The sequence below is a fragment of the Polyangium jinanense genome, from assembly GCF_028435265.1.
Taxonomy (GTDB): domain Bacteria; phylum Myxococcota_A; class Polyangia; order Polyangiales; family Polyangiaceae; genus Polyangium; species Polyangium jinanense.
Genome location: NZ_JAGTJK010000003.1, coordinates 241,165 through 256,170, shown reverse-complemented (window position 1 = coordinate 256,170; position 15,006 = coordinate 241,165). Strand labels below are relative to the sequence as shown.

At 68.0% G+C, this 15,006-nt stretch carries 12 protein-coding genes; 7 read left to right on the top strand and 5 right to left on the bottom strand.

What is annotated here, in order from left to right; translation table 11 throughout:
* Positions 1 to 392 precede the first annotated feature (392 nt).
* The gene (locus tag KEG38_RS09670) at positions 393 to 1,085 is read right to left on the bottom strand and encodes a phosphoribosyltransferase (RefSeq protein WP_272418852.1); all 693 of its coding nucleotides are present in this window, start codon (positions 1,083 to 1,085) and stop codon (positions 393 to 395) included.
* A 109-nt stretch (positions 1,086 to 1,194) separates the two neighbouring features.
* On the opposite strand from KEG38_RS09670, the gene pdxH reads away from it, so the two are divergent.
* Positions 1,195 to 1,782: a pyridoxamine 5'-phosphate oxidase gene (pdxH, locus tag KEG38_RS09665; protein WP_272418851.1), complete on the top strand. Its 588-nt coding sequence runs from the start codon at positions 1,195 to 1,197 to the stop codon at positions 1,780 to 1,782.
* 4 nt (positions 1,783 to 1,786) lie between these two features.
* On the opposite strand, the gene KEG38_RS09660 is transcribed toward pdxH, so the two are convergent.
* Entirely contained in the window at positions 1,787 to 3,706 is a 1,920-nt protein-coding gene (locus tag KEG38_RS09660; protein WP_272418849.1) for a S41 family peptidase, read from the bottom strand.
* Between the two features lie 75 nt (positions 3,707 to 3,781).
* On the opposite strand from KEG38_RS09660, the gene KEG38_RS09655 reads away from it, so the two are divergent.
* The 5 genes from KEG38_RS09655 to KEG38_RS09635 all read left to right on the top strand — a co-directional run bounded on the left by KEG38_RS09655 (position 3,782) and on the right by KEG38_RS09635 (position 11,831).
* Entirely contained in the window at positions 3,782 to 5,137 is a 1,356-nt protein-coding gene (locus KEG38_RS09655) for a mandelate racemase/muconate lactonizing enzyme family protein (RefSeq protein ID WP_272418848.1), read from the top strand.
* A 27-nt stretch (positions 5,138 to 5,164) separates the two neighbouring features.
* Complete coding sequence (locus tag KEG38_RS09650) at positions 5,165 to 7,363, top strand: glycoside hydrolase family 9 protein (RefSeq protein WP_272418847.1); 2,199 nt, start codon at positions 5,165 to 5,167, stop codon at positions 7,361 to 7,363.
* A gap of 56 nt (positions 7,364 to 7,419) precedes the next feature.
* Positions 7,420 to 7,833 carry a secondary thiamine-phosphate synthase enzyme YjbQ gene (locus KEG38_RS09645; RefSeq protein WP_272418846.1) on the top strand — a complete coding sequence of 138 codons (414 nt, stop codon included), beginning with the start codon at positions 7,420 to 7,422 and terminating at the stop codon, positions 7,831 to 7,833.
* A 1-nt stretch (position 7,834) separates the two neighbouring features.
* The gene (gene thpR, locus KEG38_RS09640; RefSeq protein WP_272418845.1) at positions 7,835 to 8,425 is read left to right on the top strand and encodes an RNA 2',3'-cyclic phosphodiesterase; all 591 of its coding nucleotides are present in this window, start codon (positions 7,835 to 7,837) and stop codon (positions 8,423 to 8,425) included.
* Between the two features lie 181 nt (positions 8,426 to 8,606).
* Positions 8,607 to 11,831, top strand: coding sequence for a PAS domain S-box protein (locus KEG38_RS09635; RefSeq protein WP_272418844.1), 3,225 nt, complete (start codon positions 8,607 to 8,609; stop codon positions 11,829 to 11,831).
* A 24-nt stretch (positions 11,832 to 11,855) separates the two neighbouring features.
* On the opposite strand, the gene KEG38_RS09630 is transcribed toward KEG38_RS09635, so the two are convergent.
* Positions 11,856 to 12,635 carry a hypothetical protein gene (locus KEG38_RS09630; RefSeq protein WP_272418843.1) on the bottom strand — a complete coding sequence of 260 codons (780 nt, stop codon included), beginning with the start codon at positions 12,633 to 12,635 and terminating at the stop codon, positions 11,856 to 11,858.
* 750 nt (positions 12,636 to 13,385) lie between these two features.
* On the opposite strand from KEG38_RS09630, the gene KEG38_RS09625 reads away from it, so the two are divergent.
* Positions 13,386 to 13,589, top strand: coding sequence for a hypothetical protein (locus KEG38_RS09625; RefSeq protein ID WP_272418842.1), 204 nt, complete (start codon positions 13,386 to 13,388; stop codon positions 13,587 to 13,589).
* Between the two features lie 72 nt (positions 13,590 to 13,661).
* Here KEG38_RS09625 and KEG38_RS09620 read toward each other — a convergent pair whose 3' ends face one another.
* On the bottom strand, positions 13,662 to 13,883 hold the full coding sequence (locus tag KEG38_RS09620) for a four helix bundle protein (RefSeq protein WP_272418841.1): 222 nt from the start codon (positions 13,881 to 13,883) through the stop codon (positions 13,662 to 13,664).
* Between the two features lie 106 nt (positions 13,884 to 13,989).
* Complete coding sequence (locus KEG38_RS09615) at positions 13,990 to 14,688, bottom strand: hypothetical protein (protein WP_272418839.1); 699 nt, start codon at positions 14,686 to 14,688, stop codon at positions 13,990 to 13,992.
* Positions 14,689 to 15,006: the final 318 nt, after the last annotated feature.

The following is a 15,006-nucleotide window of genomic DNA, read 5'->3' as shown; positions in this document are numbered from 1 at the left end:
CGAACGCTCGCACTTCGGACCCGCCGACCGGCAGGTTCGGATTGCTTCAAGCGCCTCAGGCTTCGGCGTAGCTCACGACGGGCCACGCCACAGCGAGCGTGACCACGGCGAGCGCAACGAACCTCATCGACGGACCTCCACGAAGGCCCGCACCCTACCCCAGCCCCGCCGTTCAGGGAAGCGCCGCGTCAAGGGCGTTTCGTGCGCCACGGATGCAGGGCCGCCGGACAGCGTTCGGGTGTAACGGAGCACCCGGTTGCGGACCCTCCCGACAAGGAAAACGGACGCGGCAATGATATGACGGTAAGGGCGATGTCGGCCCCCACGTTTCGAATCGTCATTTTCCTGAACATTTCCTTTCCGCACCCCCACCAGAGCGGCGAGGCGAGCCCTCACGCGCCGCTCGGCCGACGCGCCATGCCCCGCGTCGACGTCCGCCTTTCCGTCGAGGGCGTCCTGCCGTGGCTCTCAAGCAGGCTCATGACCTCGTCGTCCTCGATGGCCCGGAAATCCTCGTAATACTGGCCCACCGCATAGAGGTTCGGATCCTCGATCAGGCAAACCACGAGATCCGCCTCCCCACGGAGCATGTCCGCCCGCTCGGGCGAGGCCACCGGCGCCGCCAGCACGACCGTCGTCGCCCCCGCCGCCCGCGCGGCCCGCAGCGCCGCCATCGCCGTCGCGCCTGTCGCGATGCCGTCGTCCACCACGATCACCGACCGCCCGGCGAGCGAGGGCCGGTGCCCGCCGAAGAGCGCCTCCCGCCGCCGCGCCTCTTCCGATTGATACATTTGCTCGGCTTCGAGGTACTCCGGGTCCACGCCGAGCACCCGGAGCGCGCGCGGCTCGACCCAGACCGAGCCGTCGGAGGTGACCGCGCCAATCGCGAGCTCGGGCTGGTGCGGCGCGCGCAGCTTGCGCGCCACGATCACGCCGAGCTCGCCCCCGAGCGCGTCGGCCACGTCCGCTGCGACGACCACGCCGCCGCGCGGAATGCCGAGCACCACCGCGCCCTCGAGCCCCCCGATGCCCCGCAGGTGCTGCCCGAGCAGCTCGCCTGCCTCTTCTCGGTCCTTCCACATCATGACGCCCTCCCCGCCTCCGAACACATCGTTCCGGGGAGACACACCTGTCAGGGGGAGGGCGACGTTTCGCCCTTTTCCAACGGGCACCCGGCCCCTATGCTGCGCCGCGATGAGTCATCCCGCATCGGACCCCATTGCCGCGTTCCGCGAGGCGTTCGCCCGCGCCCAGGACCACGAGGACCACGATCCCACGGCCATGACCCTCGCCACCGTCGACGAGAACGGCCGTCCCTCGGCGCGTATGGTGCTCTTGAAGGGCGTGGACGAGCGCGGCTTTTCTTTCTACACGAACCTGGAGAGCCGCAAAGGCCAGGCGCTCGCGAAAAACCCTTACGCCGCGCTCTGCATTCACTGGCCGAAGGCCGCCGAGCAGATCCGCGTCGAGGGCCGCGTCGAGCTCGTCTCCGCCGAGGAAGCGGACGCCTACTTCGCCTCACGCGTGCGCGGCAGCCAGATCGGCGCCTGGGCCTCCGAGCAGAGCCGCCCGCTCCACTCGCGCGAGGAGCTCGAAGCGCGCGTCGCCGAGTTGACCACGCGCTTCGAGGGCGGCCCCGTCCCGAGGCCGCCGCACTGGAGCGGGTATCGCGTGATCCCCGACCGGATCGAATTCTGGTTTGGCAAGGACAGCCGCCTGCACGACCGCTTCGTCTACGTCCGCGAAGGCGCCGGGTGGCGCTGCGAGCGGCTCCATCCCTGAGCCGTCATTTCGACGTTCCGGTCACGACCTCGATCCCCACCTCCAAAACCTCGTCGCGCCCCTCGCGGATGCCCTTCACCGTCCGCGTCGCGGGGATGTTCGGTCGCACGCCCACGCCGTGAAAACGCGAGCCGTCGTAACGATCGACGCGCATCCCGGTCCAGTGGATCACGAGCCCGCCGGGCACGGCAAACGAATTGACGTTCCCATTCGTGCCCGCCGTCGACGCACCCACGATCTTGCCGAGCTTGTCATGGTCGACCATGCTCAGCCACGTCTCGGCCTGGCTCATCGCCCGCTCGTCCGTCAGGAACACGACCCGGCCGCGGATACGCGGCGCCTTTGGCTCGACGAACCACCGCTCCACCTCGAACGTCATCCCCTCGCGGTTTGGCCGGACGACCCGCGGGACCTTCCATTCCGGGCCCACGAGCTTCGTCGACGAAAGGTGACCGAGCTTCTCGGGCTCGATCTTCGGATCCCCGCGCAGATCGAAGATCACGCCCCTCGCCTTCGCCAGCGTCGGCAAAGCCGCGTCGAACTGCTCCGGCTTCACCCGCTCGAGATCGACGTACGAAACCCCCGGCGCGACTTCCGCGACCGGCTCTGGCTTCTTCTCCTGCGGCAATCGATCCGTCCATCCGAGCGAGCGCTCGAGGCGCACCGTCACGGGCTCGCCGATCGGGTGCTTCAGCGTCACGGTGGCGACCTCGCCCTTTTTCCCCGCGCGCAATTGCGTCGTCGCAACGCGCCTCCTCCAGCCCGGCGTCGCGGCCGACGTCCGCGGCTCGAACACGGCCATCCACGCGTCGACCGGCTTGTTGTCGATCGCGAGCACGATATCGCCCGGACGAACCTCGGCGCCCGCGCTCGGGTGCACGTTCGTCACGACGAGCTGCCCCTCGACCCAGGCGAACTCGAGCGGCAAGAACCCGCGGGTCGACGCCTCGGGAATGGGCGGTCCCTCGGGCTGCTTCAGCATCCGCACCACATGGCCGTGGCCGTCGTGGAGCTTCGCGATCATGCGCTCCATGGCCGCGACCATACCCTGCTCGTCGAGGGCCGTGGCCGCCTCGGACAAACTCTTTCGCAGGACCGCGGGCCAGTCCGTCCCGACGATGTCGAAGTAGGGATAAAAATGCTGCAGGACGCCCCACGCGATCGTGATGTCGGCGAGGCGCGTCTCCCGGTCCCGCAGCGAATACACGAGCGTCGGGGGAATGCCGCCCGGCGGCGGCTCGGAGGGCGCGGCATTTCCATGCGGCAACGTCCCGCGGTCGTCGGCATACAGCGTGATCGGCATCCGGCACGACACACCACCGCCGAGCTCGGCCTCGTAGACCTCGCTCGGAAGCCGATCCGCGTCGTTCACGCGCTCGCTCCGATAGACCGGAACTCCCATCCGCAGATCGACCCCGTCGTGCCGCCACGCGACGATCTTTGGCTTCGAACCGTCCTTCGGCGGCAGGATCGCCTCGGGCAGGTCTTGACGCAGGCCCGTCGGGAAGACGCGGAGCGTCGGCGCCACGGGGGTGAAGATCTCCCCGAGGATCTGCGCGAGCTCCTCGGCCGACGTGGCCCCTTCGACGCGTTTCGCGCCGTCCACGGCGATCGCGTTCCAATCGGCCCGCAAGGCCTCGTCGCTCGGATGGAAGAAACGCACGTCATTGTAGAGCTGCGTGAATGCGACCACGTTCTCGAGCGCGCGGCCTTCGAGCGGGCGTGAAGGATCGACCCGCGGCGCGGCCATCGTCTTCGCCGCCCCGGGCAGAGCCGGGGGCACCGGCCGCGGCACGGGCATGGGCTCGGGCGGCGGGGCGTTGCCGCAGGCAAGGAGCACGAAAGGGAGCCCGAGGCGGGCGGCGAGGGACACGCGCAAGAAGACCTTCCGAGGCACGAGATCGAGCGCGTGGATCTTGCCCAAGGGCCCGCGCGCCGCCAAGAAGAAGTGTCAGAAACCAGGGGCAGCCGCCGTTGTCCGGAAAGGCAGGAGCCCACCATGAAGATCGAGCGGATCGAGCTCTACTACGTCAAGATCCCGCTCTCCGGAGACCGGCCGGGGTTCTTCGATGATCGGGTCGTCTTCGAACCGAACTGGATCCCCGGCTACCACCAGATCGACCTGCGCTTTTACCTCCTGCGCCTCGTGACCGACGCGGGGCTCGACGGCGTCGCGGCGATCCCGGCGATGGGCCGCGAGCGCGAGTCGCTCGGCGCCTTGCTCGGCGCCTACCTGCTCGGATTGAACCCGCTCGACATGCGCCTCGTGAACCAGCGCATCGAGGAGTTCTCGATCCTCGGCATGCGAAATGGATGGATCGACGCCGCGTTCTGGGATCTCGTCGGCAAGTATCGGCGCGAGCCCTTGTGGAAAGTCCTCGGCGGCACGGGCGGCTTCGCCGTGCCGTATGCTTCGCTCGGCTCGAACCACGATCACGATCCACGCGTCGTGGCAGAGCTCGTCACCGAGCGCCGGAACGAGGGTTTCGCGGGCGTCAAGATCCGCGTGAAGAGCGACGAGCTCGCGAAGATGGTCGACGTCGTCGCGGCCGCGCGCGAGGCGGCGGGCGATTCGATGGAGCTCATGGTCGACGCCAATCTCGGCTGGCCCGTCGAGCTCCTCGAACCGAGCCTGCGCTGGGACGAGGACTTTGTGGCCCGCTTCAGCGAAAGGATCGAGCCGTATCAAGTCTCTTGGCTCGAAGAGCCGCTCCACCGGGCCGATCACGAGGGGCTCGCGCGGCTCCGCGCGCGCTCGAAGATCCCGATCGCGGGCGGCGAGATCACGCCCTCGTGGCGCGAATTCCGATCGATGCTCGACGCCGGAAGCCTCGATATCTACCAGCCCGACGCGGTGCTCGCGGGCGGCACGTATGCGGGCGGCGTGAGCGTCGTCCGCTGGCTCGTGCGTGAGATCCGGCGGCGCAACGCCGCCCGCGGGCCGGAAACGCGGCCGCTTCGATACACGCCGCACACCTGGACGAACGGACTCGGCTTTGCGGTGAACCTCCATCTCTTCGGCCTGCTCCCGCAGGAGGAGCGGGGCCTCTTCGAGCTGCCGCACGACCGCCATTGGCAAATGCCGCAATGGGCGCGGTTCCTTCGCAATGGCTTCGCGCGGGACGACGAGGGCCGGATCCGGATTCCGGACGAGCCGGGGCTCGGCGTGGAGATCGACTGGGAGGTCGTCGCGCGCTTCGGCAAGCGGATCGACGTGATCACGAAGGCGACGCTCGCGGCCTGGACCGTGCTCGATCACGGCTGGCGCGAGGCGGTATATTTGCGCAACAAGAAACGAGAGGTCGAGGACCGGAGCGCGCTCGCCGAGTTCGAGCTTCCCGAGCCGCCCTTCTGAGGTACCATCGCGCGCGGAGGTCTTACCATGAGACGTTTGCTCTTGGCTTCGATTCCCGCGCTCTCCCTCGCCGTGCTCGCCGCCTGCAGCAGCGACGGGAGCTCGAATCCCTCGGGAAACACCGGCGGCGGAGGCGCAGGCGCGACCGGTGGAACGGGCGGCGCGGGCGCGACCGGCGGCACGGGTGGCACCGGCGGCACGGGCGGCATCGGTGGTTCTGGCGGCACCGGTGGAATGGGCGGCGTCGGTGGCACCGGTGGAATGGGCGGCGTCGGTGGTTCCGGCGGCGCGGGGGGCTCGGGCGGCGCCGGTGGAATGGGCGGCGCGGGTGGGGCGGGCGGTTCGGGCGGCGCCGGCGGTGCCGGTGGTGGAATGAACCAGGTGAAGCCCCCCGTGACCCCGTACATCGTCGTTGATCAATTCGGCTATCTGCCGAATGGACAGAAAGTTGCGGTGATCCGGGATCCGGAGACTGGATTCGACGCCGCGGAGTCGTTCTCGCCCGGGGGCACGTATGCGCTCGTGAATGCGCAGACGGGCGCGCAGGTCCTCACGGCGACCCCGGCGGCGTGGAAGAACGGCATGGTCGACGCCTCGTCGGGCGATCGGGCCTGGCATTTCGATTTTTCGTCCGTGCAGACGCCTGGCACCTATTACGTGCACGACACGGGCAAGGACCTGCGCTCGCACGAGTTCCGCATCGCGACGAGCGTGTACCGCGACGTGCTCAAGGCGGCGGTGCGCACGTTCTTCTATCAACGCGCCGGGGTCGCGAAGAGCGCAGAGCACGCGGGCGCGGGCTGGGCGGACGGCGCGAGCCACGTGGGCTCGGGGCAGGACAAGAACGCCCGGCGTTACAATGCGCCGAACGATGCGTCGACGGAGCGGGATCTCTCCGGCGGCTGGTACGACGCGGGCGATTACAACAAGTACACGAACTGGCACGCGCGCTACGTGACCAGCCTGCTCATGGCCTACGACGAGTCGAAGGCCGCGTTCACCGACGATTACGGGATCCCCGAATCCGGCAACGGCGTCCCCGACGTCGTGGACGAGGCGAAATTCGGCATGGACTGGCTCATCAAGATGCAAAGCTCGAACGGCTCGGTGCTGAGCATCGTGGGCGTCGGGCACGCGAGCCCGCCGTCCGCGGCGACGGGCCCGAGCCGGTACGGCACGGCGAGCACCTCGTCCACGCTGAGCGCCGCCGCGGCGTTCGCGTATGGCTCGATCGTCTTCCGCTCGCTCGGCGGAGCGTTCACGGCCTATGCGGACGATCTCGTTGCGCGCGCCGAGAATGCCTGGTCCTGGGCAAACGCGAACCCGAACGTCACGTTCAACAACAACGACAGCTCGAACGGCTCGCAGGGCCTCGGCGCGGGCCAGCAGGAGACGGACGATTATGGCCGTCTCTCCAAGAAGATCGAGGCCGCCGCGTATCTCTTCCACGCGACCAACAAGGCGACCTACCGCCAGTTCTTCGACCAGAACTACACGCAGATCCACCTGTTCCAGTGGAACTACGCCTACCCGTTCGAGGCCGAGCAGCAGGACGCGCTCCTTTATTACACGAAGGTGCCGGGCGCCACGCAGGCCGTCGTGACCGCCATCCGGAGCACCTACAACGACGCGATGAACGGGACCGACAACTTCGGGGCGATCAATGGCGAGTCGGATCCCTATCGCGCTTCCCTGAAGGACTACGTCTGGGGGAGCAACGGGACGAAGTCGCACCAGGGCAACATGTTCCAGGACATCATCGTCTACGGCATCGACCCGGCGAAAAACACGGCCGCGGAGCGGGCGGCGGCGCGGTACATCCATTACATCCACGGGACGAACCCGCTCGGGCTCGTCTACCTCTCGAACATGGGCGACGTCGGCGCGGAGAACAGCGTGAACGAGTTCTATCACACGTGGTTCGACAACGGCAGCGCGCAATGGGATCGCGTGGGCGTCTCGACGTACGGGCCGGCCCCGGGCTTTTTGACGGGCGGCGCGAACCCGAGCTACGACTGGGACGGCTGCTGCCCGAACAACTGCGGCAGCGCCGAGAACAACGCCGCATGCTCGTCGGAGACGATCACGCCGCCGAAGGGACAGCCGGCGCAGAAGTCGTACAAGGACTTCAACACGAGCTGGCCGCTGAACTCGTGGTCCGTCACCGAGAACTCGAACGGCTACCAGGTGGCGTACATCCGGCTGCTGTCGAAGTTCGTGAAGTAAGTTCGAAAAACGCCCCTTGACGCTCCCCGCCCTCCGCGCGACGACGATCGCCGCACATGCGATCCGTCACCGAATACCTCTGGTTCGAGACCAAGCAGCGGCGCGAGCTCGTCAACATCACGGACCGCGTCGAGACCATCGTCTCCGGTAGCAACATCGCCGAGGGCATGGTCCTCGTCAGCGCGATGCACATCACGGCGGGCGTCTTCGTGAACGACCACGAGCCCGGGCTCTGGGAGGACATCTGGTCGTGGCTGCAAACGCTCGCCCCGGCCGGCCCCGATTACAAGCACCACCGTACCGGCGAGGACAACGGCGACGCGCACCTCAAGTCGATCCTCGTCCACCACCAGGTGATCGTCCCCATCACGAAAGGCAAGCTCGACCTCGGCCCCTGGCAGCAGATCTTTTACGCCGAATTCGACGGCCAGCGCAGAAAGCGCCTGGTGGTCAAGGCCATGGGGGAATGACGTGGCCCTCGGGACGAGGCGCCTCTTTCTCGCCGTCGATCCCGGCGACGAATGCCACACGCGTATTGCCGAGGCCGTGAGCCGGGCGCGCGTGCACGCCCCGCGGGCGCGATGGGTACGCACCGAGGGCATTCACGTGACGCTCGTGTTCCTCGGCGCGGTGGAGGAATCGCTCGTGCCCGCGGTCGTGGCGAAGGTGGAAGGCGTCGCGGTCCGGCACGCGCCGCTCACGCTGCGATTCGAGGGCGCCGGGTGCTTCGGCGGGCGAAAGCCGCGCGTCTTGTGGATCGGGGTCGAGGGCGACGTGCCGGCGCTCGGGCTCGTGCATAAAGAGCTCTCCGAGGCGCTCACGGAAGTCGGGTACGTGCCGGAGGAGCGGCTCTTTTCGCCGCACCTCACCCTGGCCCGCGCCGGGTTCGGCGGCACGGACGCGGGGCTCTGGGCCGCGGCCCGAGCGCTCGCCGGAGAATCGTTCGGCGAGGTGAACGTGCGAGAGCTCGTGCTTTACGAGAGCGTACTCTCGGCGGCGGGCGCGCGTTACGAGGCCGTGGCGCGATTGCCGCTCGGCGGGGTGCCGGCGCCGCTGCATTGATACCCGTCCGAACGTCCTCGGCCGCGTCGCGCCGGAGCTCGCCCGCGCGCCCGCGAATTTCGTGCTCGTCGTCGTACGAGATCGTACGTTCAATCAATCTGTCGTACGAGGATCGCGGAGAGGGCCAGCGCGTCGGGTGGGGCGCGCCATCACGGCGGATCGGAAATACGAGCCGTCATCGTTGAAATCGGAAATGTACAATCGGGGTTTTCTGTACCGCTACGGCGTCGCAATCGCCGCGACCGCGGCCGCCGTGTCGCTCTGCCTGAGCTTGCAGGCCGTCCTGGGCGCTCCTGCGCTCCTGCTCCTGCTCGTCCTCGGGGTGACCGTCGCGGCGCACGGCGGTTTTGGCCCCGGGCTCGCCGCGACGGCCATGGCAGCGCTCGCCGGAGCGTATTTCTTCAAGCCGCTCGAAGGCCTCGTCGTCGCCCTGTTCGTCGCGGTCGGCCTCGTCCTTTCGACCCTCGGCGAACGTATGCGCCGGGCCCTCGCGGCGAGCCGCCGGGAGAATGACGCCCTCGAGCAGCGTCTCAGCGGACGCACGGCCGAGCTCGAATCCCTGTTTTTGCATGCGCCTGTGGGCTTCGCCTTTTTCGATCGGGAAACTCGATTCCTCCGCATCAACGAGTGGCTCGCCGCGAACAATGGCCTGCCCGTCGAGGCTCACCTCGGCCGTCCCATTGCCGAGATCCTGCCCAACATCACCGTCATGACGACGCTGGAAGACGTCTTCCGGACCGGTGAGCCGGTCGCGGGCGTGGAGGTCAGCGGAGAGACCGCGGCCCAGCCCGGAGAACGCCGGCATTGGCTGACCGCGAGTTTTCCGGTCCAGGCGCCCGATGGAACGGTCGCCTCGGTCGGTTGCGTCGTCCTGGAGGTCACCGGGATGAAGCGGGCCGAAGAGCAAGCGCGCGCGCGGGCGCGCCAGCAGGCGGCCGTGGCCGCGCTCGGGCACATGGCGCTCGTGGAAAGAAACATCCAGCGCCTCATGGATCGCGCGGTCGAGCTCGTCACCGAGACGCTGGACATCGAGCTCTGCAAGGTCCTGGAATTGTTGCCCGGCGAGAAACGATTCCTGCTGCGCGCCGGCGTGGGATGGGCGACGGGCCTCGTCGGGCACGGGACGGTGGGGACCGATCTGGACTCGCAAGCCGGATACACGCTGCAATCGAAGGGGCCCATCCTCGTGGAGGACCTCCGGACCGAGAAGCGATTCCGCGGGCCGCCGCTCCTCTTCGATCACGGCGTCGTCAGCGGGATGAGCGTGACGATCGCCGGCGAAGAAGACCGGCCTTTCGGCGTGCTCGGCGCGCACACGCGGCGAAAGCGGATCTTCACCCGCGACGACATCATCTTTCTCGAATCGATCGCGAACATCCTGGCGGCCTCGCTGCGGCAACGGCAGGTCGAGCGGGCCCTGCGCGAGGGCGAGGAGCGGTATCGCCTGCTGGTCGAGAGCGTGCGCGATTACGCGATCTACATGCTCGACGCCGAGGGCCGCGTGGAGAGCTGGAACGCCGGCGCCGAGCGGTTCAAAGGGTATACGGCCGCGGAGGTCATCGGCCAGCATTTCTCGCAGTTTTACCCCGCCGAGGATGTCGCGCAGGGCAAACCGGATCGATTGCTCATCCTGGCGGCGAAGCACGGGCGCTTCGAGGACGAGGGGATGCACCTTCGCAAGGACGGCACGCGCTTCTGGGCGAACGTCGTCTTGACGGCTCTGCGGGACGAGACCGGCGCGCTCCGCGGATTCGCGAATCTGACGCGCGACGTGACCGAACGAAAACAGGCCGTCGAGGCGGCGCGGGCCGCCGCGGCGCGCCTCCGGGCCATCGTGGACACCGCCGTCGATGGCATCATCACCATCGACGAACGCGGCACGATCGAGACGATGAACCCCGCAGCCGAGCGGATGTTCGGCTACGGCGCGGACGAGCTCATCGGCCACAACATCAAGATGGTCATGCCCGACCCCTACCGAAGCGGGCACGACATGTACCTCGCGAACTATCTGCGCACGGGGGTGCGAAAGATCATCGGAATCGGACGCAAGGTGCGCGGGCGGCGAAAGGAGGGGACGGAGTTTCCCCTCGAGCTCGCCGTCAGCGAGTTTTTCGTGGGCGAGCGGAGGCTTTTTGCAGGCGTCATCCGCGACATCACGGAGCGAGAGGCGGCGGAGGCGGAACGCGAATCACTCCTCGTGAGCGAGCGGGCCGCGCGGAGCGAGGCCGAGCGAGCAAACCGGATGAAAGACGAATTCCTGGCCACGATGTCGCACGAGCTCCGGACGCCGCTCACCCCCATCCTCGGCTGGATCGAGCTGCTCCGCACCTCCCAGCAGGCCCCCGGGAACGTCGAAAAAGGTTTGTCCGTGATCGAGCGGAACGCGCGCCTGCAGCTACAGCTCATCTCGGATCTCCTGGACGTGAGCCGGATCGTCTCCGGGAAGCTGCGCCTCAACGTGCAGCGGGTCGATCTGCCGAAGGTGATCGATTCCGCGATCGAGTCCGTTCGTCACGCCGCCGAGGTGAAAGGAATCGCGCTTCGCGCGACGTACGAGCCAGCGGATACGACGGTGATGGGGGACCCGGATCGCCTGCAGCAGGTCGTGTGGAATCTGGTCGCGAACGCGATCAAATTCACGCCCCAGAAAGGCCGCGTGGACATCATGCTATCGCGGTCGAATGGCCATTTGCGGCTCATGGTCGCGGATACGGGACAAGGCATCACGCCCGAGTTTCTCCCGCTGCTCTTCGACCGCTTCCGTCAAGCCGACTCGTCCACGTCGCGCCGGTATGGCGGGCTCGGCCTCGGGCTCTCGATCGTCAAACACCTGGTCGAGCTTCACGGCGGGTGCGTGCACGCGGAGAGCGCCGGGCTCGGGAAAGGGGCGACATTCGTGGTCGACCTGCCGACGATGCGCGCCTATGCCCCGGGGCCCGAGCACGAGGAGCTCTCGCACCCCTGGCCGAGCCTCTCCCGCCCGCAAGTCGCCGATACGACGAACCTGGAGGGGATTCGTGTCCTCGTCGTGGACGACGAGCCAGACGCGCGGGAGCTCGTCGAGCGATTGCTGGAGGATAGCCAGGCGAAGGTCATCACGGCGGCCTCGGCATTCGAGGCGCTCGAAATGCTGGCGAACCCCGAGAACGAGCCGGATGTGATGGTGAGCGACCTCGGGATGCCTGGGATGGATGGATTCGCCCTCATCCGAGAGGTGCGCGCGCGCCGCGCCGCAGGGCTCGGCGATCTGCCCGCCGTCGCGGTGACGGCATTCGCGCGCCCCGAGGACAAGGCCCGATCGCTCGAGGCCGGCTACGACGCGCACGTGACGAAGCCGATCGATCCGCTCGGGTTCGTCGCGACCGTCGCCCAGGTGATGAATCGAAAACGAACGCTGTCGTGAAGGTCGAGAGCTCTCGGAGGCGTATCAGCCGAGGACCGGCCCGCCCGGGTCTTCACTCGTCGTGCCGACGGGTGGCGTGACCTCTTCGCCCGTGAGCGCGCGGCTCGTCGGGCGTACACGCTCGGAGAGGTCTTTTCGACCGGCCAGGCGGAAGAGGCCGACGAGGGTATCGGCGATGCCCTGGTGGTCCTCGATCCACGCGAGCACTTGCTGCTCGCGGCGGCCGATCTCATCGGCGAGCTCCTGCTCCTCGCGTTGCATGGTGACGAGCGCCTTGTCGAGGGTCTCGGCCTTCTTGTCGAGCGTCTGCGCAATGGCGGCGCTGTCGAAGGTGACGCCCTCGACGGTGACGAGGAATGGCTTCTTCTTCATCAGCTTGGAGACGCTCTGCACGTGGCTCACGAGCTCGCGGGGCGCGCGCGGCGTATCTCCCTCGAGGCCATAGGAGCCGAGGCCCTCCGGGCCGAGCGCATCCGACACCATTGATTTGATACGCACGGCGGAGCGGACGAGGTCGCTCGCGGCCGCGTCGCGCTGCTCGCGCAGGCCCACATCGTCGGCGCGCTCCGCGAGGACACGATGCTCTGCCTCGTCGAGGGAAGCGGCCGAGGCGGCGAGGGTATCCGTCAAGTATGCGAGGAGGACGAGAAAAACCTCCTTCGTTGCCTTCGTATTCGCCCCTTGCACGGAGACCGCGCGCGCCGCGAGCCTCTCGGCGACCTGCTCCGCGTGTGTCTTCGCCGCGCCGATGACGTGCGCGCTCGATTGAACCCGATTGTCGATCACCTTGGACTTCTTCGCCACGAACGACCTCCCTCACGAAATGCCCCCGAGCCCCCCGACCGGGCACAGAAGCGAGAGACCTTACGCGACGCAGCCTACACTTGTCCAGCCTGGACGTGCCGCGGACGCGTCCCGCAAAAAGGGAGGCACGATCGCGACGGTCGCGATGGCGTTCCGCAACTGAAACGGCGGCGTCGCGGGGTCCGATCCGTGGTTCCGTACACAAAACGGCGGCTTCGCGGGGCTCGATCGGGACGTTCGTTCACGCATCGGCGGCATCGCGAGGGTCGATCGGAGCTTTCGTACCGGCACGGCGGAGGCGCGGGGGTCGATCGGGGAGATCGCTTCGAAGAGGACGGCTTCGCGGGCGTCGAGAGGCGGATTTTTTGGGATGTGGAGGCGTCGCGGGGGGCGCGGAGGGGAGAATTGGTGAGATTTGTTGCTTCTAGGGGTGTGCTGAGCCGCGACCGCCAACATTGACAGGCGGCGAGGGGGCGGGGTCATGAGCGGGAGCGGAAGCGGAAGCGGAAGCGGAAGCGGGAGCGGGAGCGGAAGCGGAGGCGCACGCGCACGCGGAGGCGCACGCGGAGGCGCACGCGCACGCGCACGCGGAGTTACGCGAGCGCGTGCGTCTTCAGGTGCTCCCGGGCGAGGTGCAGGCGGCCGTGGACGGTCTTCGTGTTCAGCCCGAGCGATTGCCATCTCCCGAATCGAACGGCCCTCCAGGTACGGCACCACCACCGCCCGGATGCGTGGGCCGATCTTCCAGCCGTGATGAAGATCTTGCACCACGTCCTCGACGTCGCGGGGAGGGATGGCCTGGCCGAGAAGAAGGCGGCGCAAGAAATCGCGGTGTTCGAGGTAAAGGCGCCCGAGGAGGGCGGGCGCCGCCGTAAAGTTTGCCGGTTGGTTCGTCGCGGGAGAACCCACGATCCGCCGGGAATGGAGCGAGGGGCGTTGGAATGGGAGCCGTGATCCTGCGCGGCTGAAAGTCCCTCACCCCCAACCCCTCTCCCGTCCCGGGAGAGGGGCGAGGGCGGCTTTGCCTTACGAGGCGCGCCGGTAGACGAGGCGGCTCAGGGTGGCGATGACGTGGTCCATTCGATCGAGCGCCCGCGCATCGGCTGCGCCGATGTACCGCATGGCCTGGGCGACCTGGACGCAGGCCAGCACCTCCCGGGCCGAGCCGAGGGCGGAGGCGTAGCGCTGGCGCTTCGTCCCGGCGTGATTGCCCATTCCCTCCGCCAGGTTCAGCGCGACGCTATGCATGGCCTCTGCGTCCCGTTCCCCGTCCGCGCGTGCGTTTGCGCGTGCGCGTGCGCCTCCGCGTGCGCCTCCGCCTCCGCTTCCGCCTCCGCCTCCGCCTCCGCTCCCGTCAATACATCACGGGCACGGGCGGAAGCTGACTAAGCCGCGACGGACTCTCCTCCGCGAGGTCGTCGAATACCTCCCGGATCAGCCCCACCTTGTCGACGCCTGCCAGCACCCCGAGCACCACGTGCTTCGCGGACGCGTACGCCCGCTGCCACCCGTTCCACGCCGCGGCGACGTCTGCTGTCATCGACCGTCGCTCCGCCCTCCCCGCGTGCACCTCGCCGTCGAACGCTTCGAGCGCTGCGCGTGCTTGCTCCACGCGGGCTGACCAGGACGCGTACTCGGGCAGCATGTCGTTCATCTTGTCGATCGCCTCGCGCACGTGCTCCAGCCGCGCGAGCAGCTTCATCGGCGTCCGACGCACCGCCGTGCTGAGCGATTCTCCTTGCAAAAGGCGCGAAGTGATCATGTAGCCCTCGCGGAGGGGCTCGGCATAGTGGACCAGGCTCCGCAGCGTCTCGCGCGCGGCCTGCACCGGATCGGGGCTGCCTTCGGGGGCGCGGTGGAGGAAGAGCTCGGGGACACCCGCGCGGAGGAGCGCGGCTTCGAGCGTTTCGGTGGTCGTGGCCACGCGGCTGGCCACGAGCCGGAGCGTCCCGTCGAGCTCGAGATCGAGCCCGAGCAAGAGCGTGTTGATCTGCGCCGCGGTGAAGCGGCCATAAGCAACGGCCTCGTACGGATCCATGCGGGGGTCGGTCATGAGCGACCTCTCGGTGCGGAGATTTCTGGGGGAGCTGCCCCCCCAGCATTAGTGCCAAAAAACGTCGGGCGTCAAGCCGGACCCCGAAACGGCTCGGCGGTGCGCTCTCGACGGCTCACGTCATGGTGGTCAGCGAGCCGCCCCTCTTGCTCATAACAATGATGGCCGACGCGTGAGCAACAATGATGGCATTGTAATCATCGGGCCCCGCGCAAACGGCGGGCCTTGGGCCGGCCCCCACCACGGTTGGCGCACGAGACCTCCCATCTCGTCCAGTTTCCCGGCTATTCTCCGTCCCTGGAAGGCCCCCTGCCGCGG